At 34.0% G+C, this 26056-nt stretch carries 29 protein-coding genes and 1 tRNA gene; 21 read left to right on the forward strand and 9 right to left on the reverse strand.

Going from position 1 to position 26056, the window contains the following annotated elements; genetic code table 11:
* Positions 1-19 precede the first annotated feature (19 nt).
* The 8 genes from DFQ05_RS09565 to DFQ05_RS09600 all read left to right on the forward strand — a co-directional run bounded on the left by DFQ05_RS09565 (position 20) and on the right by DFQ05_RS09600 (position 7849).
* Positions 20-1003, forward strand: coding sequence for a stage II sporulation protein M (locus DFQ05_RS09565; RefSeq protein WP_132705190.1), 984 nt, complete (start codon positions 20-22; stop codon positions 1001-1003).
* Positions 1000-1926: a hypothetical protein gene (locus DFQ05_RS09570; protein ID WP_132705191.1), complete on the forward strand. Its 927-nt coding sequence runs from the start codon at positions 1000-1002 to the stop codon at positions 1924-1926. Before DFQ05_RS09565 ends, DFQ05_RS09570 begins: the two co-directional genes overlap by 4 nt.
* Positions 1913-2641 carry a hypothetical protein gene (locus tag DFQ05_RS09575; RefSeq protein ID WP_132705192.1) on the forward strand — a complete coding sequence of 243 codons (729 nt, stop codon included), beginning with the start codon at positions 1913-1915 and terminating at the stop codon, positions 2639-2641. The genes DFQ05_RS09570 and DFQ05_RS09575 overlap by 14 nt, the downstream gene beginning before the upstream one ends.
* A complete protein-coding gene (locus DFQ05_RS09580) occupies positions 2634-3833 on the forward strand; it encodes a DUF4350 domain-containing protein (protein WP_132705193.1) in 1200 nt (399 codons plus the stop codon). The genes DFQ05_RS09575 and DFQ05_RS09580 overlap by 8 nt, the downstream gene beginning before the upstream one ends.
* Entirely contained in the window at positions 3833-4891 is a 1059-nt protein-coding gene (locus tag DFQ05_RS09585; protein ID WP_132705194.1) for an AAA family ATPase, read from the forward strand. The genes DFQ05_RS09580 and DFQ05_RS09585 overlap by 1 nt, the downstream gene beginning before the upstream one ends.
* Complete coding sequence (locus DFQ05_RS09590; protein WP_132705195.1) at positions 4891-6222, forward strand: DUF58 domain-containing protein; 1332 nt, start codon at positions 4891-4893, stop codon at positions 6220-6222. Before DFQ05_RS09585 ends, DFQ05_RS09590 begins: the two co-directional genes overlap by 1 nt.
* Positions 6223-6346: 124 nt before the next feature.
* Positions 6347-6760: a DUF2141 domain-containing protein gene (locus DFQ05_RS09595; protein WP_132705196.1), complete on the forward strand. Its 414-nt coding sequence runs from the start codon at positions 6347-6349 to the stop codon at positions 6758-6760.
* Positions 6761-6910: 150 nt separating this feature from the next.
* Positions 6911-7849 (forward strand): LysR substrate-binding domain-containing protein, encoded by a 939-nt coding sequence (locus DFQ05_RS09600; protein WP_132705197.1) that lies wholly within the window; start codon positions 6911-6913, stop codon positions 7847-7849.
* Between the two features lie 28 nt (positions 7850-7877).
* Here the strand turns inward: DFQ05_RS09600 and DFQ05_RS09605 are convergent, their stop codons facing one another.
* The 3 genes from DFQ05_RS09605 to DFQ05_RS09615 all read right to left on the reverse strand — a co-directional run bounded on the left by DFQ05_RS09605 (position 7878) and on the right by DFQ05_RS09615 (position 9662).
* The gene (locus tag DFQ05_RS09605) at positions 7878-8075 is read right to left on the reverse strand and encodes a hypothetical protein (RefSeq protein WP_132705198.1); all 198 of its coding nucleotides are present in this window, start codon (positions 8073-8075) and stop codon (positions 7878-7880) included.
* Positions 8076-8227: 152 nt separating this feature from the next.
* Entirely contained in the window at positions 8228-9028 is an 801-nt protein-coding gene (locus DFQ05_RS09610) for a TIGR00266 family protein (protein WP_132705199.1), read from the reverse strand.
* A gap of 169 nt (positions 9029-9197) precedes the next feature.
* Entirely contained in the window at positions 9198-9662 is a 465-nt protein-coding gene (locus DFQ05_RS09615) for a DUF4442 domain-containing protein (protein WP_132705200.1), read from the reverse strand.
* A gap of 169 nt (positions 9663-9831) precedes the next feature.
* On the opposite strand from DFQ05_RS09615, the gene DFQ05_RS09620 reads away from it, so the two are divergent.
* From DFQ05_RS09620 to DFQ05_RS09640, 5 genes are all read left to right on the forward strand, one after another.
* A complete protein-coding gene (locus DFQ05_RS09620; protein WP_132705201.1) occupies positions 9832-10278 on the forward strand; it encodes a DUF4870 domain-containing protein in 447 nt (148 codons plus the stop codon).
* A 95-nt stretch (positions 10279-10373) separates the two neighbouring features.
* Positions 10374-10715 (forward strand): PadR family transcriptional regulator, encoded by a 342-nt coding sequence (locus DFQ05_RS09625; RefSeq protein ID WP_076620721.1) that lies wholly within the window; start codon positions 10374-10376, stop codon positions 10713-10715.
* Complete coding sequence (locus DFQ05_RS09630; protein ID WP_132705202.1) at positions 10712-12574, forward strand: PspC domain-containing protein; 1863 nt, start codon at positions 10712-10714, stop codon at positions 12572-12574. The genes DFQ05_RS09625 and DFQ05_RS09630 overlap by 4 nt, the downstream gene beginning before the upstream one ends.
* A gap of 189 nt (positions 12575-12763) precedes the next feature.
* Positions 12764-13498 carry a head GIN domain-containing protein gene (locus tag DFQ05_RS09635; RefSeq protein ID WP_132705203.1) on the forward strand — a complete coding sequence of 245 codons (735 nt, stop codon included), beginning with the start codon at positions 12764-12766 and terminating at the stop codon, positions 13496-13498.
* Between the two features lie 193 nt (positions 13499-13691).
* A complete protein-coding gene (locus tag DFQ05_RS09640) occupies positions 13692-14534 on the forward strand; it encodes a GIN domain-containing protein (RefSeq protein WP_132705204.1) in 843 nt (280 codons plus the stop codon).
* Here the strand turns inward: DFQ05_RS09640 and DFQ05_RS09645 are convergent.
* The 4 genes from DFQ05_RS09645 to trxB all read right to left on the reverse strand — a co-directional run bounded on the left by DFQ05_RS09645 (position 14531) and on the right by trxB (position 18248).
* On the reverse strand, positions 14531-15085 hold the full coding sequence (locus DFQ05_RS09645; protein WP_158281905.1) for a YceI family protein: 555 nt from the start codon (positions 15083-15085) through the stop codon (positions 14531-14533). The two genes, DFQ05_RS09640 and DFQ05_RS09645, sit on opposite strands and share 4 nt — an antisense overlap.
* A gap of 133 nt (positions 15086-15218) precedes the next feature.
* Positions 15219-16481, reverse strand: coding sequence for a hypothetical protein (locus tag DFQ05_RS09650; protein ID WP_132705206.1), 1263 nt, complete (start codon positions 16479-16481; stop codon positions 15219-15221).
* Between the two features lie 26 nt (positions 16482-16507).
* Positions 16508-17092: a YceI family protein gene (locus DFQ05_RS09655; protein WP_132705207.1), complete on the reverse strand. Its 585-nt coding sequence runs from the start codon at positions 17090-17092 to the stop codon at positions 16508-16510.
* Between the two features lie 172 nt (positions 17093-17264).
* Positions 17265-18248, reverse strand: a complete 984-nt coding sequence (gene trxB, locus DFQ05_RS09660; protein WP_132705208.1) for a thioredoxin-disulfide reductase — start codon at positions 18246-18248, stop codon at positions 17265-17267.
* Positions 18249-18412: 164 nt separating this feature from the next.
* Between trxB and DFQ05_RS09665 the strand changes: the two genes are divergently transcribed.
* Together DFQ05_RS09665 and DFQ05_RS13595 are read left to right on the forward strand one after the other, a co-directional pair.
* Positions 18413-18886: a hypothetical protein gene (locus DFQ05_RS09665; protein WP_132705209.1), complete on the forward strand. Its 474-nt coding sequence runs from the start codon at positions 18413-18415 to the stop codon at positions 18884-18886.
* Between the two features lie 75 nt (positions 18887-18961).
* A complete protein-coding gene (locus DFQ05_RS13595; protein WP_158281906.1) occupies positions 18962-19111 on the forward strand; it encodes a hypothetical protein in 150 nt (49 codons plus the stop codon).
* A gap of 92 nt (positions 19112-19203) precedes the next feature.
* Here the strand turns inward: DFQ05_RS13595 and DFQ05_RS09670 are convergent.
* Together DFQ05_RS09670 and DFQ05_RS09675 are read right to left on the reverse strand one after the other, a co-directional pair.
* Positions 19204-19278: transfer RNA gene (locus tag DFQ05_RS09670), tRNA-Pro, on the reverse strand.
* Positions 19269-19511 (reverse strand): GIY-YIG nuclease family protein, encoded by a 243-nt coding sequence (locus DFQ05_RS09675; RefSeq protein ID WP_132705210.1) that lies wholly within the window; start codon positions 19509-19511, stop codon positions 19269-19271. The genes DFQ05_RS09670 and DFQ05_RS09675 overlap by 10 nt, the downstream gene beginning before the upstream one ends.
* A gap of 308 nt (positions 19512-19819) precedes the next feature.
* Between DFQ05_RS09675 and DFQ05_RS09680 the strand changes: the two genes are divergently transcribed.
* The 6 genes from DFQ05_RS09680 to DFQ05_RS09705 are packed head-to-tail and all read left to right on the forward strand — an operon-like array spanning position 19820 to position 26053.
* The gene (locus tag DFQ05_RS09680; protein WP_241974256.1) at positions 19820-22042 is read left to right on the forward strand and encodes a TonB-dependent receptor domain-containing protein; all 2223 of its coding nucleotides are present in this window, start codon (positions 19820-19822) and stop codon (positions 22040-22042) included.
* A gap of 38 nt (positions 22043-22080) precedes the next feature.
* Positions 22081-23262 (forward strand): PQQ-dependent sugar dehydrogenase, encoded by a 1182-nt coding sequence (locus DFQ05_RS09685; protein WP_132705212.1) that lies wholly within the window; start codon positions 22081-22083, stop codon positions 23260-23262.
* Positions 23263-23272: 10 nt separating this feature from the next.
* Entirely contained in the window at positions 23273-23716 is a 444-nt protein-coding gene (locus DFQ05_RS09690) for a c-type cytochrome (protein WP_132705213.1), read from the forward strand.
* Between the two features lie 46 nt (positions 23717-23762).
* Positions 23763-24368 (forward strand): uridine kinase, encoded by a 606-nt coding sequence (gene udk, locus DFQ05_RS09695; protein ID WP_132705214.1) that lies wholly within the window; start codon positions 23763-23765, stop codon positions 24366-24368.
* A 7-nt stretch (positions 24369-24375) separates the two neighbouring features.
* Positions 24376-24702: an FtsB family cell division protein gene (locus tag DFQ05_RS09700; protein ID WP_132705215.1), complete on the forward strand. Its 327-nt coding sequence runs from the start codon at positions 24376-24378 to the stop codon at positions 24700-24702.
* Positions 24695-26053: a methylmalonyl-CoA mutase subunit beta gene (locus DFQ05_RS09705; RefSeq protein ID WP_132705216.1), complete on the forward strand. Its 1359-nt coding sequence runs from the start codon at positions 24695-24697 to the stop codon at positions 26051-26053. Before DFQ05_RS09700 ends, DFQ05_RS09705 begins: the two co-directional genes overlap by 8 nt.
* Positions 26054-26056: the final 3 nt, after the last annotated feature.

The following is a 26056-nucleotide window of genomic DNA, read 5'->3' on the forward strand; positions in this document are numbered from 1 at the left end:
TTTAAATTTAAAACAGTTTATGCGCGAAGCATCTTTCGTTAAGCAAAATAAGGAAAAATGGATTGTATTTGAAAAAGCATTAGATAATAATGTAAAAATAAGTCCAGATGACTTGGCGTCATATTACATCCAACTCACCAATGATTTGGCTTACGCTCAAACCTATTATCCTGAAAGTAAAACCTTACTTTATTTAAATTCTCTAGCTTCGCAAGCGCATCAAAAAATCTATATTACCAAAAAGGAATCCAAAAACAAGATTGTTTCGTTTTGGAGGGATGAGTTTCCTCTTTTTTTTAGACAGTACCATAAAACCCTATTACACACATTTTTAATATTTATGGTAGCTGTAGTCATCGGTGCTGTTTCTACGCTTAACGATGACTCTTTTGTAAGACTTATTTTAGGCGATGGTTATGTAAATATGACTATAGAAAATATTGAAAAAGGTGAGCCTATGGCCGTTTATAAAAGCGGAAGTAATATTGGCTCGTTTCTAGGGATAACTATTAACAACATACGCGTGGCTATAATAGCCTTTGCCTTTGGTGTATTTTTTAGTGTTGGTACCATCTATGTGCTTTTTAGCAATGGCATAATGCTTGGTGCCTTTATTACCTTCTTTTACAATTACGGTATTTTAGAAAAAACCTCTACGGTTTGGTTGCATGGTACAATAGAAATTTCGGTAATTGTTATCGCTGGCTGTGCTGGCTTGGTTATGGGAAATAGTTTTTTATTCCCAAAAACCTATTCACGTAGAGTTGCTTTTATGAAAGGCGCCAAAGACGGTTTAAAAATTGTAGTAAGTACCATTCCGTTTTTTATTATTGCTGGCTTTATAGAAGGTTTTATTACACGTTACGGCGAACAGATGCCTTGGTTTTTGGCTTACGGCATTATCTTTTTATCGCTTTTTATCATTGTTTACTACTATATATTTTACCCAATTCTTTTGGAAAAAGCAGCCAAACAACATGCCCCTAAACTGCAATTAACGTGAAGAAACAATATATAGAATTTAGAAATCGTAGCGGTTTCGGCGATATTATTAACAATTACTTTTTGTTTTTAAAATACAATTTTAAAGAATACAGTTCACTATATCTAAGATACAACGCTGTAAGTATTGTTTTAACCATTATAGCGTCGTATTTGCTTGTTACAGGATTTATGGGATTGGCAAGCCGAGATTTTAGATTTGGAATGGGTACAAATATTGAAACTGAAGGTTATTTCTTCGGAGGTATGATTATTCTTTTACTTATTATTTTTGTTACTTCCCTTATTAATTATAGTTTTTCTAGTGCATATGTGGTAGATTATGTAAATAACAACGGAAAAGTTGAATCTAAATCTATATGGAAGCAAATAAAGCGTAATATAGGAGACATCATTATTTTAGTTATTGTGGGCGCACTTATGTATTTTGCTTACTTAATTATATCGGTAATGATATCGTTTATTCCTTTTCTAGGCTTTATCGCACAATATGCAATGAGCTTTACACTATCTGCTATATTTGGTTTAACATTTATGTCAATGTTTTCTAGGAGTAACGGTTTTAGTCAGGCTATTTCAGAAGGGTTTAATTTTACGTTTAATAGTTTTCTTAAGGTAATTGGTTACGGTTTGGTTATTGGCATTCTTAATTTAATGGTAACTGCTTTAATATTAGCAATTCCTGGCTTTTTAATTGGTATCTACACCTATTTCTCAGTAGAAAATAATATAGAACTTGTAGGTAATACATTTGCAACTTTAGTGTTTACCTTTGGTTTTATTGCCTTTATATTGTCTTTTATATACACCCAAGCCCTAACTCAAGTGGCATTTGGTGTTTTGTATTATAATTTGTTCGAGTTAAAACACAATACATACTTACAACAGAAAATTAATCAAATAGGTGTTAATGAACAGTTGTAAAGCAAAATACATCACCTTTTTAAGCTTTTTTGTATATGCGTTTGCAAAAGCTCAGGACACCATAAAACAGGTTGCACAAGACTCTTCGGACATAGATGTTATTCCTTTTAAAGAAGGAATAAAAGAGCGCTATTCTGGAGATGAGTTTAATTATAATATTAATGATACTGGCGGTGTAAACCTCATACAACGAATTCTAAGAAAATTTTTTGGATGGCTAAGTGATTTGTTTGGTTTTGATATTAGTTATGTTAATTACCAAACCTTAGAATATATTATCTACGGATTATTAGGATGTGGTGCATTCTACTTATTACTAAAGTTTCTTTTAGAGAATCCTGTGAGCTCAGTTTTTAAGACTGAAACCAAGACTATAGATGGTTTTAATTATGTTGAAGAAGATATAGAAACCGTCGATTTTGATAAACTCATCAACTCCGCACTAAAAGAAAATAATTATAGACTTGCCACTCGATTTTTGTATTTAAAATCCCTTAAATCCCTAAGTTCAAAAGGTATTATAGAGTGGCACTATGACAAAACCAACAATGATTATTTACGAGAAATAAAAAGTAACGATACTAAATCATTGTTTAAAAGGGCATCTTATATTTACGACTACGTATGGTATGGTGAGTTTCCCATAGACGAGGCTGGCTTTAATAAAAATAAAGACGATTTTAATTCTCTTATAAAACTAAAATCAAATGGATAAACGCTCTAAAATTGCATTATATGCCATTGGGGCGGTCATTCTATTATTGATGATTGCAGAAGTCGCCAAACCCAAACCGTTAAATTGGCGCGACTCCTACTCTGCGGCAGACAAAATCCCTTTAGGTTGCTATGTGCTTTACAATGAACTTGAGACATTTAGTGATGGAGACGTATTAGAAAATACGGAATCTCTCTATTTATACTTAAAGACTATTGATTCTTTAGAAGCCAAAAAATCGCTTTTCATCATTAATGGTTATGTAAGTTTAACCGAACAAGACGCCAACGCCATTATCGATTTTGTAGACCATGGTAATACTGTATTTTTAAGCAGTAAAGGACTATATGGCATTTTGCGAGATACACTAAATCTTAATATTACGCTAGATTACACCAATTTTTACAAGAAACCATCTTACAACTCATTTACAAGTCCTAACCAAAGTGAAAACAAAACCCTATACAAAGATGTAATAGAAAATGCATACATCACTTCACTAGACACATTAAATACGACGGTTTTAGGTACAATGATGGACGAAGACGAGAGTGAAAGCTTCCCGAACTTTATTAAAACAAAATTTGGTGAGAAAGGTGGCTCGTTTTACATTCATACCAATCCATATGCGTTTACCAATTATCACCTACTAAATGAAAACGAAAATTATGCCGCTACAGTTTTGTCTTACTTACCAAAACAACAGATTATATGGGACAACTATAATAAAAGCGGCAAAAAAGTAATCACAAGCCCGTTGCGCTATATTTTAACTAATCCTGCGTTAAAATGGGCTTTTTACATTAGTCTTTTTAGCTTGATTCTCTTTGTAATTTTCAAAGGTAAACGGACACAACGTATCATCCCAGTTGTAGAGAAATTAGAAAACTCAACCGTAGAATTTACCCAAACTATTGGCGAACTCTACTATCAACATGGCGACTACTCTAATATTATTGCTAAGAAAATTCAATATTTTTTAGAATTTATTAGAACAAAATATTTTTTAAATACCACTAACCTAAACAGTAGTTTTATCGAAAAGCTAGCTTTAAAATCTTCAAACTCAAAAGAAGACGCAAAAGCAATCGTCGATTATTTATTGTATTTAAAATCTAAAACCGTACATAGCGAAAGTGAGCTGATAGAGCTCAATAAAAAAATTGAAAAATTCACAAAAAACAATCTCTAATGGAAGAACAAAATACATCGCCCGAGGCGGAAAATAACCAACCTCTTAACGAGAACATTGCACCCGAAAGTAGCGAGCAAAATGCAGACAGTACCTTTGAAAGTCGTATTGATTTAAAACCACTTCAGGATAGTGTAGAACAAATAAAAAATGAAATCGCCAAAATAATTGTGGGTCAGAATGAAATGATAGAACTTCTAATCATTTCTATACTTACAAATGGTCATGCTTTAATCGAAGGTGTACCTGGTGTCGCAAAAACAGTTACGGCTAAGTTACTGGCCAAAACCATGGCTGTAGATTTTAGTCGTATTCAATTTACGCCAGATTTAATGCCAAGTGACATCTTAGGAACTTCGGTTTTTAATGTTAAAACCAATGAGTTTGAGTACAAAAAAGGCCCAATCTTCTCTAACATTGTTCTTATAGACGAAATCAACCGTGCTCCAGCAAAAACACAAGCTGCCCTTTTCGAGGTTATGGCAGAACGCCAAATAACTATGGATGGTACAGAGTACAAAATGGCACCCCCATTCTTGGTATTTGCGACGCAAAACCCTATAGAGCAAGAAGGCACTTACCGTTTACCAGAAGCGCAGTTAGACCGTTTCTTATTTAAAATAAATGTAGATTATCCGTCTTTAGAAAACGAGATTCAGATTCTTACCGACAACCATAATCGACAAGATAAAATGGATTTTAATGCCATAGCTTCGGTTCTGTCGGCAGAAAACATTATTAAATATCAAGAATTGATAAAACAAGTAGTTGTAGAGCGCAATCTACTAAACTACATTGCTGCCATTGTGCATAATACTAGAACCAATGCCAACTTATATCTTGGTGCTTCGCCAAGAGCGTCTTTGGCAATCTTAAACGCGTCGAAAGCAAACGCAGCCATTAATGGACGTGATTTTGTAACACCAGACGATATAAAACGCTGTACAAAAGCCGTGCTTCAACATCGTTTAGTATTAACTCCAGAGCGCGAAATGGAGGCATTTACAGTAGATAAGGTTGTTGACCAAATTCTTGAAACTATTGAGATTCCTAGATAGTGAAACGCCTTTTTAAACATATCTATTTAACCTCTCGCTTTTTTACAATAGCTGGTACTCTGGTAGGGCTAAGCATATTTGCGTATCTATTTCCTGGCTTATTCCCTATTGTAAAACTATTGTTTTATATAGCCATAGGTCTTTTTGTTGTGGATGTTATTTTACTTTTTAAACAAAGAGGAATTAATGCCACCAGAATTTTACCAGAAAAGTTAAGTAATGGCGATGATAACCCAATTGAAATACATCTAACCAACACTTACAATTATAAGGCTGACCTTCTATTAATTGATGAGCTACCGTTTCAATACCAGAAGCGTGATTTTGAAATTAATACCTCGCTAAAACCTCAGGAACAGAAAAAAATAACCTACACGCTAAGACCTTTAGAGCGTGGCGAATATTATTTTGGAAACTTAAACGTTTACGCCAATTCGCCAATTAATCTTCTAACACGTCGTTATCAGTTTGGTAAAGATGCAATGGTGCCTAATTACCCTTCATTTTTACAGCTGCGTAAATACATGTTATTGGCGTTTTCTAATAAGTTGTTTGAATACGGCTTGAAAAAAATAAGACGTATCGGACATACTATGGAATTTGAGCAAATTAAAGACTATGTCATGGGTGATGACATTAGAAACATTAATTGGAAAGCCACCGCTAAGCGTAACCAGTTAATGGTTAATCAATTTCAGGATGAACGCTCTCAACCCATTTACAGTGTTATTGACAAAGGTCGCGCTATGATGATGCCTTTTGAGGGTTTAAGCCTATTAGATTATGCCATAAACGCAACGCTTGTTATTAGTAATGTGGCTCTAAAGAAGCAAGATAAAGCCGGTATGTTTACGTTCTCTAAAAAAGTTGAAAATAGAGTAATCGCAGAACGAAGACCGTCGCAGATGAATACGATTCTTGAAACTTTATACAATGTTAATACCAATTTTTCAGAATCTGATTTTGCCAGATTATACGTCGATGTAAAACGAAACATTACGCAGCGTAGCCTATTATTACTTTATACCAATTTTGAAACTTTAGATGCCTTACATCGCCAATTGCCCTATTTGCAAGCTATTGCAAAGAACCATTTGTTAGTGGTTATCTTTTTTGAAAATACGGAACTACATCAGCTTACAAAAGATAAGGCTGAAAATACCTATGAAATTTTTCAGAAAACGATAGCCGAAAAATTTATCTACGAAAAGAAACTTATCGTTAATGAGTTACATAAATATGGGATTCAAACCATTTTAACGGCTCCAGAGCATTTAACGGTAAACACCATCAATAAATATTTAGAGATTAAAGCACGTGGTTTGCTCTAAGTCATAGAATAATTACAGTTCGTCATTCTAAAATTACACTTCGGTATTTATAATTATGTAAAATTTAGTATGCAGTGGATATTTGTATCATCAATTACAAAGAAACCATTAAAACAGTACCATTATGAAGAATTTATTTTTTACCATCGCTTTAGTTTTTACGTCATTTATCGGATTTTCTCAAGAAGGCGCAACCATAACCGTGACCATAGACAATGTAGCCAATAATAACGGTACAGTTGGTATGGCATTGCATACAGAAAATACCTTTATGAAAGCCGCACCAATAATGGCAAAATCTTCTAAAATTGAAGATAACAAAGTCGTAATTACTTTTGAAAATGTACAACCAGGCGTATATGCTGTTTTGGCAAACCACGATGCAAATGATAACGGCAAGATGGACTTTAGAGAAAACGGAATGCCGCTTGAAGCTTATGGCGCTTCTAATAATGTAATGAATTTTGGACCACCACAATTCGCAGATGCCAAGTTTACTGTAACAGATAAAGATATAGAGTTAACCATAAGATTCTAATAACCAATAAAACAAATTTGCCCTGAGCCTGCCAAAGGGCCAATTAACCTTAAAGACCACAATTTAGTGGTCTTTTTTCATTAAAAATTCAATCGAAATCACTTCAGAAGGAATAGTTTTTAGTAATTTTACAATTCAATTTTATTGAAAATGACAATAACTCAACTGAAATATGCTTTGGCTATAGCAGAGCACAAAAACTTTACTAAAGCGGCCGAAAGTTGTTTTGTAACGCAACCTACATTAAGCACACAAATTCAAAAATTAGAAGACGAACTAGACGTTGTTATTTTCGATAGAGGAAAAAAACCCATTGAATTGACCGAAGTAGGTCGAAAAATTGTTTTTCAAGCACGAAATATTGTTAACGAAGCAGATAGAATTCAGGATATTGTAGACCAGCAAAAAGGATTTATTGGTGGCGAATTTAGGTTGGGCATCATACCAACAGTAATGCCTACGCTGCTTCCTATGTTTCTTAAGAACTTTATAAAAAAATACCCAAAAGTAAAGCTTAAGATTGAAGAATTAACCACCGAAGAAATTCTGGCGCGTATTAACGAAGGTCATCTCGATGCCGCAATAGCAGCAACACCTCTTGAAAATGACAACATAAAAGAGCGTGTTTTGTATTACGAACCCTTTGTAGCTTATATCCCAGATAATCACAGATTAAGAGACAAAAAAATCATTGAGATATCGGATTTAGATATCGAAGATATGCTCTTATTAGAAGACGTCCATTGCTTTAGAGATGGCGTTATTAATCTATGCAAAACACTAAAGAATCAACCAGATGATAATTTTCAATTAGAAAGCGGAAGTATTGAAACGTTGATTAAGCTCAGTGACGAAGGCCTAGGCATGACCTTGCTTCCTTATCTACACACCTTAGACTTTAGAGAAAAACTAAGTCATAAACTTAGACATTTTGAAGAACCGTCACCAGCGAGAGAAGTGAGTATAATCTATCATAAAAGTGAATTAAAAATGCAAATTATAGATGCAATGCATTCTGTTATCTCTGGTGTAATAAGAGGTGCTATTGCGTTTCAGAATGTAAATATTATAAGTCCCTTACCAAAATAAAAAAAGCGACTCCTAAGTCGCTTTTTTTTTATGCTTTTAAATAAACTAAACATTGATTTAGTTCTGGATTTTGTAGTATTAAACTTTTTATGAATATTCTAAGCTCTTCTAATTCGTACGGCAAAAGCCTTTTTACAGCTTTCTGAACTTCTTTGCAAAATAACGTGGCATCAAAACTTACCTTACTAAGAATAGTCTTAGTGTATTCAAACATTGCTCTCGCCATAGTTTTAAGGGGATTTTAGTTAAACGAAAGTAATTTTTTTTCTATAAGCCAAATTTTAATAAGTCTAAATTTATTGAAAAATCTGTTTTGTTCAACCTTAGATATTGAAAATTTAACAGCTTCTTATGTTAAAAATTACCGATAAATGGAACTTAAAACCGATTATCACCATCTAACAAATCTCCTAAACCACCTAAAATACTACCTTCACCTCTACTCTTTCCACCTGATTTTGGAGCTGATGCAATAACACGGTCAGCTAATCGGCTAAATGGTAGCGATTGAACATAGACCTTTCCTGGACCTTCAAGCTTAGCAAAAAATAAACCTTCTCCGCCAAAGATGGAATTTTTAATTCCGCCTACAAACTCAATATCGTAATTAACGTCTTGAGTAAAACCAACGATACAACCCGTATCTACACGCATTGTTTCTCCTACTTCAAGAGTACGCTCTGCCATTGTACCGCCAGCATGTACAAATGCCATGCCATCACCTTCTAGCTTTTGCATGATAAAGCCTTCGCCTCCAAATAAACCACGTCCTATTTTTTTTGAAAACTCAATACCTACACTTACACCCTTGGCGGCACATAAGAAAGCATCTTTCTGACAAATAAATTTACCGCCAAACTCCGTTAAGTCTATTGGAATAATTTTACCGGGATATGGTGAAGCGAAAGATACGTTACGTTTACCAACTAAGTCATTATAAAATGCTATCATAAATAAGCTTTCACCCGTTAATATTCGTTTTCCAGCACCTAGTATTTTACCTAAAAATCCTTTATCTTTTTGTGAGCCATCACCAAAAATGGTATCCATTTTAATACCTTCATCCATCATCATAAAATTACCCGATTCCGCTATAACGCCTTCGTTTGGATCTAGTTCTATTTCTACATATTGCATTTCTTCACCGTAAATACGGTAGTCTATTTCGTGTGCTGTCATTTTTTTTGGTTTTGCTTTATGTTAATTAGTTGTGGAGTTGTTTTACTCAAATTGAAAGATTCAACTCTGACTAATATGTAGAAAAACATTAATGTTTGTTACATCAAAACAATCAATTTTAATTGCCATCGACCTAACAACAAACTATTTTACATACATTTTACATCATTTATTGCTTCTTACTTTTCACTTTCAGAGTCCATTCAAAATTAAAATTTGATACCTCAACACCATCTTCGTTGACTCCTTTAGCATTTAGCCAAACGGTTTGACCTTCTTTTGTATCAATAGCATTTTTAATGGCTTGGTCTAATTTTTCGCCTTCGGCACACTCAAATGTAATACGACCAGTAGCCTTTTTGCTAAATGAGGCATTATTATTAGCAACTAACATGGATATTTTTTCGCCTGAATTCTGAATTTTCTGCATCACCAAAGCACCAGTTGTTAGCTCTGCTGCCATACCTTGCACTGCCCAAAACATAGAATTAAAAGGATTTTGATTTATCCATCGGTGCTTCACTTTAACCGTACATTTTGTATCATCGATATACGTAGCTCTTACACCTGTAAAGTAAGCCGCGGGAAGCTTAAACATACAGTATTTATTGAGTTTTGAGGCTGTTATTTTCATAATAATAGATTCAAATCCGAATTGTTTATTCTAATTATTTATGACTAAAATAAGTCAAATATTCATTCTTAACTAATGTTAATAAAATGTTAATTTTAAGTACTATGCGTAACATAATACCTTCTTTTAGACATATATTTGTATAAGAAACTATTATATACTTTTTAAAATGACAACTGAGCACCATAAAAACATTGCTACTTTTATACATTTATCAACCTTTTCTAGGTTTTTAATTCCGTTTGGAAATTTTTTAGGTCCTATAATACTATGGATTGCAAATAAAGATAAATCCGAATTTGTAGATAAGCACGGTAAGCAGGCTATAAATTTTCAGATAAGTATTTTACTGTATGCTTTAATTATTGGAACGATTAGTATTCCGTTTTTCATTTTTAAAGTTTTTAACGGAATCGATTTTATCAATTTTAATGGTTTCTATGATTTTCATATTAATATCGGCAGACCTTCTCCTCTATTATACATTACAGGTGGCATAGGCGTTTTAGCCTTTCTAGGGTTTTTAATAGAGTTAGCTCTAATAGTAAGAGCTAGTCTATCAGCTAGAGATGGCAAAGACTATCAATACCCATTAACTATCAATTTTTTAAAATAACATCATCAAATAAATCAATCAATCAATACTCCTACGCTGAAGCTTCGGAGTACAAATCAAAAAATGAACAGTTTATTAAAATTTAATCACATCTTATGAAGATAGAAAACACAAAAGCACAAATGCGTAAAGGTGTTTTAGAATACTGTATCCTCTCCATTTTGAAAGATGAAGATGCCTATGTTGCAGAAATCTTAGCAACACTAAAAGACGCAAAAATGCTTGTTGTAGAAGGTACTATTTACCCGCTACTAACAAGGCTAAAGAATGCAGGTCTTCTTAACTATCGTTGGGAAGAATCTACCTCTGGACCACCAAGAAAATATTATGGTCTTACAGAAACAGGCAAATTGTTTCTTAATGAATTAAACACCACTTGGAGTGAATTACAAAACGCAGTAAACCTAGTAACAAGTACAAAAACAACAAAGAAATGAATAAAACAGTCAATATAAATTTAGCAGGGATATTCTTCCATATAGACGAAGACGCATATCTTAAGTTATCGCGCTATCTTGAGGCTATAACACGTTCATTTACAGACTCCCAAGGGCGTTCTGAAATTATAGCAGACATAGAAGCTCGTATTGCCGAACTTTTTAGTGAGCGTATTCAAAACGATAAACAAGTTGTAGGCATTAAACTCGTAGACGAGGTCATTACCATTATGGGACAGCCCGAAGACTATTTAGTCGACGATGAAATTTTTGAAGACGAACCAACTTACGCGAAACAAAGACAAACCAAAAGCGGTCCAACCAAAAAATTATATAGAGATACAGACAACTCCTATATCGGTGGTGTTGCAGCAGGCTTAAGTCATTACTTAGGTATTGATATGCTATGGGTAAGACTGCTATGGGTAATTTTTGCTTTGGCTTCTGGCGGCTCTTTCATAGTCATTTACATTATCTTCTGGGCTTTAGTACCCGAGGCAACGACCACAGCTGAAAAGCTAACAATGACTGGTGAGCCTGTAAATATTAGCAACATCGAAAAAAAAATTAAAGATGGTATTGATATTGTCTCAGAAAAGGTTAAAAATGTAGATTTTAAAAAGCATGGCGACACTATTAAAGAAGGTTTTGAAAACGTGGCCGATAACATTTCTGAAACTGTAAAAAGCGTCGATTTTGAAAAACAGGGTGACCGTCTAAAAAATAAATCACGAAACTTTTTTGAAACTATTGGAGACATCGTCATGTTCTTCTTCAAAGTTTTTGCAAAGTTTTTTGGAGTTATAATGATTATTACAGGGATTTCGGCGTTAATAGCATTACTCATCGCCCTTTTTACGGTTGGTATCACTGACGCCATAAATTTTCCTGGTATTGACTTTTTAGTAATGACCAATGCTACAAACACTCCAATTTGGCTAATGTCGCTATTCTTGTTTCTCGCTGTTGGAATCCCATTTTTCTTCCTATTTTATTTAGGGTTAAAAATTTTGGTAAATAACCTAAAGTCTATCGGTAATATTGCAAAGTTTACACTTTTAGGTTTATGGATAATTGCAATTTTAGGTTTAATAACGATTGGTGTAAAACAGGCTGCTGAATACAGCTATAATGCTTTTGATACCAAAGAGGTAGAATTAAATATTACTGCCAACGATACACTAAAAATTTCGATGGCTAATAATGGAATTTCTCGAAAACGTCTGTACATAAATAATGGTGGATTTGGCGCTTTTATAGATAAAGATGGACGCAAAAATATAACTAATGACAAAGTAAGATTTATTGTAAGGTCTACTAAAGATTCTATCGCAAAATTAGAAATTTCAAAGAATGCCTATGGAAGTAGCTACGAGCGTGCTTTTAACCGGGCAGAAAACATCGACTACAATTATAATTTTGCCAATAACGAATTAGTTTTAGACAAATACATCACAACCGACACGCGCTATAAATATGGAGACCAAGGCGTCCAAATAATTATTTATTTACCAGAAGGCAGTACGCTATATGCAGATGATAACACTTACAGATATCATAGAAATAGAAGAATCTACGATGATATTTTAGATAATGGCATGGAAGAACATTATCTAAGGGTTTTAGACAATCAACTAAAATGCTTAGACTGTGATGAAGACACAGCAGAGATTGAAACTGAAGAGGACAACAAGACCACTCTAAAAATCAACTCAGAAGAAGGAATTCTTATCAAATCTGGTGACAGCATAAAGCTAAAAATAGATTCGGAGGGCATCAATGCAAATGGCTCCGAAGTACAAGTAAAAATCGATGAAGAAACAGGCGTAGAAATAAAAACTAAAAACAACGATAATTAAACTTTTTTATCCATAATAACATTCGGTTCAGACCAATCAATCAAACAGTCTGGACGACTAGACCGACAGTTCAGGTATTAAAAATTTAATTAACCAACCACTTTTTTAATATTTGAACTGTTATTTAATAATCAATCATCAATGCTCCTTCGCTAAAGCTTCGGAGCACAAATCAAAAAACAAACAATTATGAGCACATTAGCAAGAATTATCGCAGCAAGTATCCTGGCGCTTCTTATGACGTCATGCAATTTTGACATTAATATTGGACCTGGCGTACACGGAGACGGAAATGTTACAACCGAAAAACGAGACTTTGAAAGTGAGATTAACAATCTTAAAGTCAGTAGAGGAATTGAGGTTATTTTAATTCAAAATAATGTCGAATCTTTAGAAGTCCAAGCAGACGAGAATCTATTAGATGTCATTACTACAGAATTTGATGAAGACAATAGCACATTAAGAATTTCTGCAAACGAGAATATTAAATCCGCAAGTTCCAAGATGGTGATTCTTAATGTAAAAGATTTATCTTCAATAAGTTGTACGAGTGGTGCTATTATTTCAACCGAAGACTTATTCCAAACAGGCCAGTTAACTATTTCTTCAACTAGCGGAAGCCAGATGGATGTGGAGTTCGATACAGATAATTTAAAAATTAATTCTACAAGCGGTGCTGGTATAAAAATTAGTGGCACAACAGAATGTTTAAATATTTCGGCAACTAGCGGAAGTTACATTAAGGCGGAAAATTTAAGAGCAAAAACTACAAGCGTATCGGCAACAAGTGGTGCAAGTATTAGTGTAAACACATCTAAAGAACTTACGGCAAAAGCCACAAGTGGCGGTAGCATTAAATATTCCGGTAATCCAGAAAAGGTGAATAAAAGTGACGGCGTTTCGGGAAGTATAAGAGAGAATTAGTCAATTTATATAAAAACAAACCAATCAACCAATTAATACCAAAATAGTATTTGGTATAACAGACCATCCCTAACTAATTACAGTTTGGGATGGTTTTTGTATATATTTGTTAATGTAACACAAATACAATAAACATCTATAATCTCTGTAATTACGTATTTTTAAAAAGAGATTACTAGAAATTAAAACTATTATGAAATTAACTAAACTAATATATACGTTACTTTTTTTGTTTTTAGTTGTACAAGTTGGACAATCTCAAAACAAAGAAAAAATAAAAGGAAACCGTGATGTTACTATTAAACAAACCTATTTAGATGAGTTTAATACCTTAATAATAAAAGACGATTTTGAAGTTAAAATTGCTTACAACAGTAAAGCTTCTGTAGAGATTGAAGCCGATGATAACTTGCATGATGTTATTATTGCAGAGGTATCATCAGGCGTCCTTTCCATAAGCTCATCTAAGCGTATCACCTCTAAGAAGAGACTTATGATAACCGTAAATTATAGTAACCAATTAGAAAATATTCAGCTTTACGACTCTGCCGAATTGCGCTCGTTAACCTCAATGGAATTAGAAAATCTCGATTTAAAAATTCAAAATAACTCAAGAGCTTATCTTAATATAAAATCAAAACAATTTAAATTTTCTTCAACAGATAGAACAAAAAGCAGACTTAATGTCTCAGCGGATAGTACGTCTATTGTAATGAGTGATAATAGCAAACTAGATGCCTTAATTAGCGGAAAATCGGCTTCTTTTGATTTATACCAAAGTGCAGACGCAACGATTGAAGGGAATGCCGAAACGGCGTTATTAAGATTAGACAACTCTTCAAATTTCGTAGGTAAAAACTATGCTGTGAATAATGCAGAAGTTCTAATAGAATCTAGTAGTGATTTGTCATTACATGTGGTTACATCACTAATTTTGAAGGCTTCGGGTAGTACGGAGACTTATATTTATGGCGAACCTAAAATAGATTTGGAAACCTTTACTGGGACTGCTAAACTACAGAAGAAAGAAAATTAGCATTTAAGGATTTTGAGATTAAAGTCTATCTCGATTTTGTTAGAAACTTTAATAATACCCAGTACTTTTGTTGGCGCTTCTAGTTTAAAATCTTCTATATTAATAGGTAGTAAACCTTGTACTCTAACTTCGTTATTTCCATTTACTTTTATGGGTATATCGTAGGTATTGCTTATTCCACAAATGGTGATATCTAAACTAACAATCGCTTCATTTTCACTATTATCAAGAGATATAACCCTTAAAAGTGCTATTCTTATTTGCGGAAACTCTTCTGTTTTTAAAAGTTTATTGAAATCTTTAGTAATACCTCGATGCCCACAATTAAAGTTGATATTTGGTAGAATTAATTCGGTATTTTTAAATTCTATGATATCTAAATTTTCTAAAAAATTCACCGATAACGAGTCTGAAAATTTACTGATATTGTATTCGCACTTAAACGAATTCACATTAGATGTTCCTTTGATTATTAGCGAACTTTCAGGGGAAAAATAAATACGATACGATTTAGTTTTAGAAAAACCCTCATCGAAAGTATAATTAAACATTAAAAATCCGACTAAAAAGTAAATTATATTCACTAAAACTCTCATACTTAGTAACGTTAAAAGGTCTCTCGCTATTTGCCTTATCTGTGTTTAACGAGAGACCTAATTGAAAAAATTATTACATAAAACAATCTTAGAAACTAATAACGGTCTCTAGCATTATTCCATCAAACTTTCCATCATTAAATATGCTACTTGCATTATATCCTTCATGCTTTTGACTTACGTATTCAAATTTTGCAAGGATATTTTTGGTTAAGAACCAACCAGCAGCTAGATTAAATCTGGTAATCTCTATACTGTCACCGCTAACATCATCGGCATCAACTTTATTGTATCGTGTACCTAAGTAAAACTTATCATTTCTACCAAATCTGTAAATAAGCTCTCCTGCAAATTGCGTGGCTGTTCTATCCTCGAGTTCAGAATTAGCTTTACCAGTTGCTGTTTCAAAAGTTCCAAAAAACTCTAAGCCCTTGAATTTTACAAAAGGATTTATCATTATTGCAGTAATCTCATTTCTTAAGGCTGGATTGTAGCGTCCTGATCTAAAATTGCTCTTTGGTGTAGCGTCTTCATCTTCCAAAACTAAGTAGTATCTAGAACCTGCTCTATCTGCTGCGTATAAGTAAGAGTTTCTTACAGCACCAGTGTTATACATAGATCCTGTTAATCTAAATCTAAAGTCATCATTAATTTGCTTGTCATATCCAACTTTTGCAAGGAACGATGCACCACCAGTGTCTGGGTTAGCTACATCTTGATTTAATTTACCATTGGTAAAACCAAGCATACCAATAAATCCATTACGTCGGTAGTAAAGCTCTGCTCCTACTTCTGTAGTAAAGGCATCCATAATAAGATTCCCAACAAATGGATTATAAATGGCTTGTGAGTTGTCGCTTCGTCTAAAGTGTGCATCGCCATAATTATTTTCCATATGGCCAATCTTTAGTGTTGCATATTTCATAAAATCACCCATAAATCCTTCACTTACAAAGTCTAATTTATCTATTTGAATGTAACCACCTTTTACATAAGGCTCTGGGTGGTGTCTAGATGACAAATAAGTTCTTAAGTGCACGCGAACACCGTCGTAAAGTGCTACATCTAAATCTAGATTAGCTGTAGCCAAGTTAAAATTCGTTCCAATTTCTTTTAACGGAACCGCGCCAGAATTCTCGTGAGATAATCCCTGAAGCTGTAAAGTTGAAGAACCACCAATACGCACTTTAATACCATTAAAGGTTGATACCGTGTCTTTAGGTGCTTCAAAAACATTTATTCCACGTTGGTCTGGTTGCCTAAAATTGTCTAGGCTTCTTGTCTGTGCATAAACGCTAACTCCCAATAGCATTGATGCTAAAAGTAAAGTAAACTTTATCGTTGTTTTCATAGTTAATTGGTATTTAAGTTTTGTAGTTATTTGAATACAGTTTTATAAGAAATTACTATCTCGTCTCCAGTTTTAATTGTTCCTAACAATGCTCTTGGTGGTTCAATACCATAATCAGTCATTAATAAAGTGTTTTTACCAATTATCTGAGCTGATTCATTTTTTATTATAAGCTCGAAATCCATAGGAATAACTTTCGAAACACCACAGATAAGTAGTTTACCCTCTGCTTTGACATTATAGTGCCCTTCTGAAAGCTCATTTACGGATATGATCTTTGTTAAACTGAAGTCTATCGTTTTAAATGATTTAGTCTTTAAGGCTTTGTATGTATTCTTATCCATTCCAGATTTTCCGCTTTTTAGACTTTCACTCTCAACAGAAAACTTTATGGATTTTATAGCGCCTTCATCAATGTTACTAAATTCTAAAATTCCTGACTGACGTTCTGCATCGACATGCCAATCATGAAGTGAAGATGTTCCATTGACTTGTAAAAAAGACGTTTTATTATCTAACTTATAAGATTGAGCACATAAAATTGAAAGACTTGCAAATAAAAAAAGTGAGCTGAACAATACTTTTTTTTGGGTAGTTATTAAAGATTTCATTGTACTTATTTTGTAGTACAAAGATTGTAATAAGATTAGCTAAAATTTATGATATTTATCATATACGGAGATTTTATTGAATAAATATCAATAAAAGACGATGATTTTGATAATTCAATAAAAAAAGACCGAAGGAAGCCCTCGGTCTTTTCTGTAATTTATTATTAATTTCTTAGTTGTAGGTGGGTGTACTCACCTCAAAAGAAGAATCTTTTGCAGCGAGATAACGTTCTGCATCCAAAGCCGCCATACATCCTGTACCAGCTGCAGTAATAGCTTGTCTGTAAACATGATCAGCGGCATCTCCACTCACAAAAACACCTTCTACATTTGTTTTACTCGTTCCTGGGACGGCATTAATAATATAGCCCGTCTCGTCTAAGTCTAGATAATCTTTAAAAATGTCCGTATTTGGCTTGTGACCTATAGCTACGAAGAAACCAGTAGCAGGAATTTCGTGAATATCTCCAGTTACATTGTTTCTCACTTTTACACCAGTAACCACTTGCCCATCACCTAATACCTCTTCAGTTTCAGTGTTGTATAAAATTTCTATATTCTCTGTATTCTTAACACGTTCAGCCATAATTTTAGAAGCTCTAAACTCATCTCTTCGTACTAGCATAGTTACTTTTTTACATAGCTTAGAAAGGTAATGTGCCTCTTCGCAAGCTGAATCTCCTGCACCTACGATTACAGTTTCTTGATTTCTGTAGAAAAACCCATCACAAACAGCACAAGCAGAAACGCCTCCGCCCAATTGTAAATATTTCTGCTCCGAAGGCAATCCTAAATATTTAGCAGAAGCACCTGTAGAGATAATAATAGTATCTGCATGAATTTCTTTTTCTTCATTAACCCAAACTTTATGTATTGGTCCGGAAAAGTCAACTTTAGTAATCCATCCATGACGTACATCTGTTCCAAAACGTTCTGCCTGTTTTTGTAATTGTATCATCATTTCTGGACCTGTTATCCCATCTGGGTATCCTGGAAAATTCTCAACATCGTTGGTAGTTGTTAGTTGTCCTCCTGGTTGCTCTCCTTGATATAAAACTGGTGCCATATTAGCTCTAGCTGCGTAAATAGCGGCTGTATAACCTGCAGGTCCAGAACCAATAATTAAACACTTTACTCTTTCGATTGTATCTGACATATGTTGTTCATTTATTCTCAAAACAAAAGTAGTTTTTTTACCTAAAATCTTACTTAGAAGTTATTAACAGTAACTGTAGAACTATTGATAAATTCAAGATTTTCAAATTCATATTCATTTTTTTTGTAAATTATTGACTATTAACTTCTTCAAATCAACTACTTATGAAAAAAGCATCCTACATTTTAATCATTTTATGCATTTTGATATCGTGTAAAAATTCCGAAACAAGCGAAACCGATTTACAAGAGGAAACAACTATAAATACGACTTATTATCCTTTAGAGGGCAATTGGGAAATGATAGGGTTTTACAATTACGAAAACAATAAAGTTATTGATTCGTTTAAAACAAATGAAGGCTACAGACAAGTTAAAATGTTTAATAAAGACAAAGTCATGTGGAGCAAATTGGTGCCTACAGACTCCATTGAATGGTTCGGCTATGGTAGTTATACAGCCACAGACTCAACGTTAACTGAACTCATGGAGTATGGTTCTAGCGTAATGAATAAGGTCATAGCAGAACAAGAAAAATTTAGTTACAAACTAGTAGTTACCGATAGTACGTTTAGCCAAATTAGGTTAGACGAAGATGGCAATTTAGTATATTCAGAAAATTACAGACGAATACAATAGCCCTTTAAATACTGAACAAATTTGGATTTTTGAAATATTTTTCTTACATTATAAATGAATCAAAAAAAAGTAGATATGAAATTTATAAAAGAAAAAGATGATGAAAGAAGAGATTATATCTTTCAAAAAGACAAACTCACTAAAAACACAGCAAAATTTGTGGCGTTTACACTTTTAGTGTTAATAAGCGCTGTAACAATGTCTGGAATATTTTTTGAATATTAGTAAGACATTAAAATTATAAAAAAAGCCAGAGTTTTCACTCTGGCTTTTTTTGTCGGGGTGGTCACGCTTTTTGGCGTGACGACCTCCAAATGTCGGGGTGGCAGGATTCGAACCTGCGACCTCCGCGTCCCAAACGCGGCGCGATAACCGGGCTACGCTACACCCCGAAGTAGTTATCTAAATATCGTTTTGCTCCTCTCTTCTTAATTCTCTTTTCTAAGACCATAGCCTCAGAGCGACCTTCTACCTCTATCTGCAAAACTAATTCCCAAGGTATACCCAACTTTGTTGATGGAACCTTTCCTTGGTTATGTCTTTTAAATCTTTTTTCGATATCTGAAGTTTGACCTACATAATATCTAGAACGTGCTTTACTAAAAAGTATATATACTACATACATAACTTATTTTTAGTGGGTGGTCACGCTTTCAGCGTGACGACCTCCGCGTCCCAAACGCGGCGCGATAACCGGGCTACGCTACACCCCGAATATTGGTTATCATTTTCGGACTGCAAATATATACAAATTACAAGGTTAACCAAATAACTTTTTCATTCTATTTAACCTTAACAAATAATTTAGAGGACATCATTATATATATCAGTTAATTTGTAGATAGAATTACTAATCAAAACCAACAAACCATCAGAAGTAAAATTTCAATTACTGGCTTATTTTTCTTTTTCATTACGTCACTTACGGCCCAAATAAAAGGAAAAGTTGCAGACCTTAATTCTGGCGCTCCAATTCCAAACGTTTCTATTACTGCTGAAACTGAAAAAACTACATTTACAGACGAATTCGGATTTTTTGAAATTGAAAATCTTGGTCTATATACGTTTAAGCGATTGGGTTACGAAACTCAAATTGTAACTATAAATTCAAAAGATTTTATAGTCGTTCAGTTAAAATTAAAACCTTCAGAATTAAACGAAGTCATCATCGATGCTAGCCACATTCCAAAACCATTAAAATCAGCTGTAGCAACGTCTACAATTATCTCAGAACGTGACATAGAATTGGGTAACGACCTAAACATTTCGCAAGCTATTAATCGAGCTCCGGGAGTTTTTATGCAAAGTGGTGCACTCAATACCAACCGATTGACCATTAGAGGTATTGGTTCTCGCAATTTGTTTGGTACATCAAAAATCAGAGCCTACTTCAAAGACATTCCATTAACAAATGGGAGCGGCGAAACCAACATTGAAGATTTTGAACTTAATGCTATTTCACAAATCAAAATTACTAAAGGTGCAACCTCAAGTGTTTATGGTGCGGGATTAGGTGGCACTATTCAACTTAACCCAACAAACGCGTATCTCAATTCTTCATCTGTAAATACTGAGCTAACCATTGGCTCGTTTGACTTATACAAATCGACCATCAATTTTAATCACGGTACATCAAAAAACGGTTTCAGAGGTATTTACAGCAATACATCTTCAGACAGTTATCGTGATAATAACAACTACAACAGGCAGACGCTAACGTTAACTTCAAATCATTTTATAAATGAAAAAAACGAGCTTACTTTTCTCGGGAGTTATGTGGATTTAAAAGCATTTATTCCCAGCTCAATTAACCAAGATACATTTGAATCTAATCCTAGTGCTGCGGCATTTACCTGGAGACAAGCTCAAGGTTTTGAGGATTCACAACGCGGAATTATTGGTCTAACGTGGAATCACACATTTAATCCTAAAATCAAACAAATAACTAGTATATTTAGCTCTTTTAGGAATGGTTACGAGCCTAGACCATTTAATATTTTAGATGAAAATACTTTTGCCTACGGCATAAGAAGTCGTCTACTCGGAAACACTCAACTTTTTAGCAAACCACTTACCTATACTTTCGGTGGCGAATTTTTTAAGGACAACTACAAATCGAAAACATTTCAGAATTTATACGATGATTTCCCTACAGGTACAGGAAGCGTTCAAGGAAATGAATTATCCAATTTTGAAGAAGACCGACAATACTACAACTTATTTTTTGAAGTTAATTATCAACCATCCGAAAAAGCCACTCTGGTCGCTGGATTAAACTACAACCAAACCCAATACGATTTAGAGGATAATTTCCCGGTATCTATAAATAATCCTGACCAATCTGGCACTTTTCAGTTTGATGGCATCTTTTCACCAAAACTCGGATTATCGTATTTAGTTTCAGACAACGTAAGTGTGTATTCAAATGCAAGTCAAGGCTTCTCTCCTATTTCTTTAAACGAAACTCTACTTCCAGACGGACAAATAAACAATGATTTGGAGCCAGAAACAGGCTGGAATTACGAAATAGGTACAAGAGGTCAAATCTTTAAAAATAAAATACAATTCAACTTAGCAATCTATAGATTAGATGTAAGAAACCTTTTGGTTGCTAGACGGACAGCTGAAGACGAATTTGTCGGTGTTAATGCAGGACAAACATTACATGATGGTATTGAATTTAGCCTCAACTCGAATATAGTTAACACAAGAAATCTAAAGCTGAATTCATTCTTTAACTACAGCCTTAATAATTACAAGTTTGAAGACTTTGTAGATGGTGATGACGATTTTTCAGGAAATGATTTAACGGGTGTTCCTTCAAATATTCTTAATGCTGGATTAGATGTTTCAACCAAGATTGGATTTTATGGAAATATTAATTTTCAGCATGTTGGTGAACAACCTATAACAGACAATAATAGTTTATATAGTGATAGTTACAATTTAACCAACATAAAAATTGGGTACAAAAACGTATTTTCAGAAAAAATAAGTCTAAATATTTTCTACGGCTTAGATAATATTTTTGACAAAAAATATGCCTCGCAAATTTTAATTAACGCCAGAGGTTTTGGTGGTAGCCAACCCAGATATTTCTATCCTGGAAACCCAGTGAATTATTATGCGGGCATTAATTTTAACTACACATTCTAAACAAAAAACAATACCTTTATAAAGTAAAATCAGAGATAATGAAATCATTTAAATTTTTACTAATTCTAGCCTTAGTAGTCGCTTCGTGCAAGGAAAAAGAAGAGAAAACTGCAGAAACACCAGAAATTGCTCAAGTAGAACAACAAATAGAAGTAGGTACAGAATCTTCTATTGAAGCTCAGGCCGCTACAAATGTCAATTACAAAGCAGAAACTGTTGTTCCCGATTTAAGCATTCCATGGGGATTTGTATTTCTTCCTGATGGCGCCATTTTGGTTACCGAGAAAACAGGTGAGTTAATTCATTTTAAAGAAGGGAAAAAGACACAAATCGAAGGTTTACCAGAAGTTTACGTCCGTGGTCAAGGTGGTTTACTAGATATAGAATTACATCCAGATTATTCATCTAATGGATGGATATATATAACGCATGCCTCAACAGACGGCGAAGGCGATGGCGGAAACACGGCACTAATTAGAGCCAAACTTGAAGGTAACAAATTAACAAATGTTGAACGCCTTTACAAAGCTGGCCCAAATTCTAAACGTGGCCAACATTTTGGCTCACGCATAGAGTTTGATAATGACGGTTATTTATATTTCTCAATAGGCGACCGTGGAAATCGTGACGAAAACCCACAAGATATTACTCGCGATTGCGGAAAAATCTATAGACTTAATGATGATGGCAGCATACCCAAAGACAATCCTTTTGTAGATACAGAAAATGCAAAAACCGCTATTTTTAGCTACGGACATCGTAATCCTCAAGGTATGGCAAAACATCCTACAACAGGAAAAATTTGGGTGAACGAGCACGGTCCAAAAGGTGGAGACGAAATTAATATTGTACAAAAAGGAAAAAACTTTGGCTGGCCAGTAATTAGTTATGGTGTTAATTATAGCGGTACACGATTTACAGATATTACAGCAAAAGAAGGTATGGAACAACCCTTATTTTATTGGGTACCTTCGATTGCGCCTAGCGGAATGGCTTTTGTAACTTCAGATAAATACCCAGATTGGAATGGTAACGTTTTAGTAGGCTCTTTAAAATTTGAATATTTAGAGCGTCTTGTTTTAGAAAATAACAAAGTAGTAAAGCGTGAAAAATTACTGGAAGGTATGGGACGCGTAAGAGATGTTCACGAAGGACCAGATGGTTTTATCTACGTGGCCATAGAGAATAAAGGTATCGTAAAAATAGTCCCAAATTCATAAAAGAAAAAACATGAAATCAGCCAAAATCCTTGTAATAAATATACTCCTATCTTCACTGGTACTAAGTTGCAAAAATGACACCTCAAAAAATGTGTCTTACGGAAAATCTAACGATAAAAGTAGCCTAGAAAAAAGTATAGAACGCGGCAAATTGGTTTATAACGATTTATGCATAACTTGCCATATGGCCAATGGAGAAGGCGTTGCAAAGGTTTTTCCACCTTTAGCAAATTCCGACTATTTAAAAGAAAATCAAACCGAAAGTATTCGAGGCGTTAAATATGGGCAAAAAGGCGAAATGGTTGTAAACGGTGTAACTTACAATGGTGTTATGGCGCCAATGGGTCTAGAAGATGATGAAGTTGCAGATGTAATGAACTACATAAACAACAGTTGGGGTAATAATTTTGGCAAAGAAGTCACTGTAGAAGAAGTGACAAAAGTCACTAAATAATGAGTTAGATTAATTAACTTTGTGGTGTTAAAAAAACTCAAGGTTAATGCTAATTATCGGAATAGCTGGCGGAACTGGCTGTGGAAAAACTACCGTTGTAAATAAATTAATCGAACAGCTACCTGAAGGTGAGGTTGTTGTTATATCTCAAGATTCCTATTATCAAGATACGTCACATCTCAGTTATGATGACCGTGTTAAGATTAACTTTGACCATCCACGTTCTATTGATTTTGATTTATTGGTAAACCACCTCAACCAATTAAAAGAAGGAAAATCAATAGAACAACCTGTCTATTCTTTTGTAAAGCACAATCGTACGGGTGATACAGTTTTAACCAAACCACGCAAGGTGGTTATTGTTGAAGGTATCTTAATTTTAACTAACCCAGAAATTAGAGAATTATTTGATATAAAAATATTTGTCCACGCAGATAGCGACGAGCGATTAATTAGGCGTTTAAAACGCGATATTACAGAACGTGGTAGAGATATAGACGAGGTTTTAAATAGATATCAAACAACGCTTAAGCCAATGCATCAGCAGTTTATTGAGCCGATGAAAGAATACGCAGATATTATTATACCAAACAATAAATACAATACAGTAGCGGTTGATATTGTAAAAACTATTATTAGCGACCGCTTGTAGGTTTATTATGGCAAAATTCAACAAAAAATATATAAAGCCATTTAAGAACTTTTTTGTTCTAACTGCTTTAGGCTTTGCTATTTGGATGATTTTTTTCGACACCCATTCATGGCTTTTGCATCGCGATTTAAATAAAGATATCGAAGCATTAGAGAAAGAAAAAGAATATTATCGAAATGAAATGAAGAAGGATAAGAAAGCTATCGAAGCCTTAAGTACCGAAGAAGGTGTTGAAAAAGTAGCAAGAGAGACCTATTACATGAAAAAGCCAAACGAAGAAATCTATATTATAGAATACGAAGATAGTATCCCTAAAACCAAAGAAGATGAGTAAACCACTATTCAAAGATTTTAACGCGGTTTCATCTAAAGAATGGAAGCAAAAAATACAAGTCGACCTTAAAGGTGCAGACTATAATGATACCTTAATTTGGAAAACTGACGATGGCATCGACGTTAAACCATTTTACCATGCAGATGAGTTTAACGATTTACCAGAGCTTTCAAACTCTAAAGCAACAGAATGGGAAGTAGCACAAGCTATCGATGTAACAGATGCAAAAGTAGCTAACAAAACGGCAAAAGAAGCTATTAAAAATGGTGCTGAATATATCATATTTAATAGTTTAACTTCAGAAACACTAATTAAAGATTTAGTTGCGGATATAGATGTGCCAATACATATCAATCCGAGTAGTTTTTCTGCAAAGGTTATTGGAGATACTTCCAGGGTTGACGCTTCCAAAGTGACTATAAATAATGATATTATTGGTCATTTAGGCAAAACAGGAAATTGGTATTCAAATTTAAAAGAGGACCACACTAACTTTGAAAACAGCGTAACTACCTTTAATCAGATTTACGTAGATGCAAGTCACTATCAAAATGCTGGAGCAAATAACATTCAACAATTGGCTTATGCAATTGCTCACGTTAACGAGTACTTAAATCATCTAGATTCTAAATTAACAGAAGACAAAAAAGAAACACTAACAGTCACTTTTAATGTGGCTGTTGGTAGCAATTATTTTTTCGAGATTGCTAAACTTAGTGCATTACGTATTTTATGGACTACGCTAGCAGATACCTATGGGTTTAATAAAGATTGTAGAATTCTAGCCACGCCAAGCAAGCGCAACAAAACCATATACGATTACAACGTAAACATGTTGCGAACCACTACCGAATGTATGAGTGCTATTTTAGGCGGTGCAAATGTGGTTTGTAATCTACCTTATAACCAATTGTTTCAAAACCCGACCGCGTTTGGCGAACGTATATCTAGAAATCAACTCCTTGTATTAAAAAAAGAAAGCTATTTCGATGCCGTTAACAATCCGTCGGATGGTGCCTATTACATCGAAAAACTCACGGAACAGCTGGCAGAAAAGGCTCTAGGTTTATTTAAAAATATTGAGGCAAATGGTGGCTTTTTATCGCAATTAAAAGACAGCACTATTCAACGGAAGATAAAAGAAAGTGCTGCCAAAGAACAGGATGCTTTCGATAAAGGCGAAGTGGTGCTTTTAGGCACAAACAAACATCCAAATACACTCGATAAAATGAAATCTGTTTTAGAAAAAGAACCTTTTCTTAAAATTGAAAAACGAAAAACACTTATCGAACCAATTATCGAGAGACGACTGGCTGAAAAACTAGAAATTGAAAGATTAAAAGACGAATAAATA

This window comes from Winogradskyella wandonensis, from assembly GCF_004346845.1.
Lineage (GTDB): Bacteria > Bacteroidota > Bacteroidia > Flavobacteriales > Flavobacteriaceae > Winogradskyella > Winogradskyella wandonensis.

Bases quoted from the DNA above. Each gene is read 5' to 3' on its own strand.
- DFQ05_RS09565 (WP_132705190.1), top strand. From the start codon at position 20: ATGCGCGAAGCATCTTTCGTTAAGCAAAATAAGGAAAAATGGATTGTA.
- DFQ05_RS09575 (WP_132705192.1), top strand. From the start codon at position 1,913: ATGAACAGTTGTAAAGCAAAATACATCACCTTTTTAAGCTTTTTTGTA.
- DFQ05_RS09580 (WP_132705193.1), top strand. From the start codon at position 2,634: ATGGATAAACGCTCTAAAATTGCATTATATGCCATTGGGGCGGTCATT.
- DFQ05_RS09585 (WP_132705194.1), top strand. From the start codon at position 3,833: ATGGAAGAACAAAATACATCGCCCGAGGCGGAAAATAACCAACCTCTT.
- DFQ05_RS09595 (WP_132705196.1), top strand. From the start codon at position 6,347: ATGAAGAATTTATTTTTTACCATCGCTTTAGTTTTTACGTCATTTATC.
- DFQ05_RS09600 (WP_132705197.1), top strand. From the start codon at position 6,911: ATGACAATAACTCAACTGAAATATGCTTTGGCTATAGCAGAGCACAAA.
- DFQ05_RS09605 (WP_132705198.1), bottom strand. From the start codon at position 8,075: ATGGCGAGAGCAATGTTTGAATACACTAAGACTATTCTTAGTAAGGTA.
- DFQ05_RS09610 (WP_132705199.1), bottom strand. From the start codon at position 9,028: ATGACAGCACACGAAATAGACTACCGTATTTACGGTGAAGAAATGCAA.
- DFQ05_RS09615 (WP_132705200.1), bottom strand. From the start codon at position 9,662: ATGAAAATAACAGCCTCAAAACTCAATAAATACTGTATGTTTAAGCTT.
- DFQ05_RS09620 (WP_132705201.1), top strand. From the start codon at position 9,832: ATGACAACTGAGCACCATAAAAACATTGCTACTTTTATACATTTATCA.
- DFQ05_RS09625 (WP_076620721.1), top strand. From the start codon at position 10,374: ATGAAGATAGAAAACACAAAAGCACAAATGCGTAAAGGTGTTTTAGAA.
- DFQ05_RS09630 (WP_132705202.1), top strand. From the start codon at position 10,712: ATGAATAAAACAGTCAATATAAATTTAGCAGGGATATTCTTCCATATA.
- DFQ05_RS09635 (WP_132705203.1), top strand. From the start codon at position 12,764: ATGAGCACATTAGCAAGAATTATCGCAGCAAGTATCCTGGCGCTTCTT.
- DFQ05_RS09640 (WP_132705204.1), top strand. From the start codon at position 13,692: ATGAAATTAACTAAACTAATATATACGTTACTTTTTTTGTTTTTAGTT.
- DFQ05_RS09645 (WP_158281905.1), bottom strand. From the start codon at position 15,085: ATGTTTAATTATACTTTCGATGAGGGTTTTTCTAAAACTAAATCGTAT.
- DFQ05_RS09650 (WP_132705206.1), bottom strand. From the start codon at position 16,481: ATGAAAACAACGATAAAGTTTACTTTACTTTTAGCATCAATGCTATTG.
- DFQ05_RS09655 (WP_132705207.1), bottom strand. From the start codon at position 17,092: ATGAAATCTTTAATAACTACCCAAAAAAAAGTATTGTTCAGCTCACTT.
- trxB (WP_132705208.1), bottom strand. From the start codon at position 18,248: ATGTCAGATACAATCGAAAGAGTAAAGTGTTTAATTATTGGTTCTGGA.
- DFQ05_RS09665 (WP_132705209.1), top strand. From the start codon at position 18,413: ATGAAAAAAGCATCCTACATTTTAATCATTTTATGCATTTTGATATCG.
- DFQ05_RS13595 (WP_158281906.1), top strand. From the start codon at position 18,962: ATGAAATTTATAAAAGAAAAAGATGATGAAAGAAGAGATTATATCTTT.
- DFQ05_RS09675 (WP_132705210.1), bottom strand. From the start codon at position 19,511: ATGTATGTAGTATATATACTTTTTAGTAAAGCACGTTCTAGATATTAT.
- DFQ05_RS09685 (WP_132705212.1), top strand. From the start codon at position 22,081: ATGAAATCATTTAAATTTTTACTAATTCTAGCCTTAGTAGTCGCTTCG.
- DFQ05_RS09690 (WP_132705213.1), top strand. From the start codon at position 23,273: ATGAAATCAGCCAAAATCCTTGTAATAAATATACTCCTATCTTCACTG.
- udk (WP_132705214.1), top strand. From the start codon at position 23,763: ATGCTAATTATCGGAATAGCTGGCGGAACTGGCTGTGGAAAAACTACC.
- DFQ05_RS09700 (WP_132705215.1), top strand. From the start codon at position 24,376: ATGGCAAAATTCAACAAAAAATATATAAAGCCATTTAAGAACTTTTTT.
- DFQ05_RS09705 (WP_132705216.1), top strand. From the start codon at position 24,695: ATGAGTAAACCACTATTCAAAGATTTTAACGCGGTTTCATCTAAAGAA.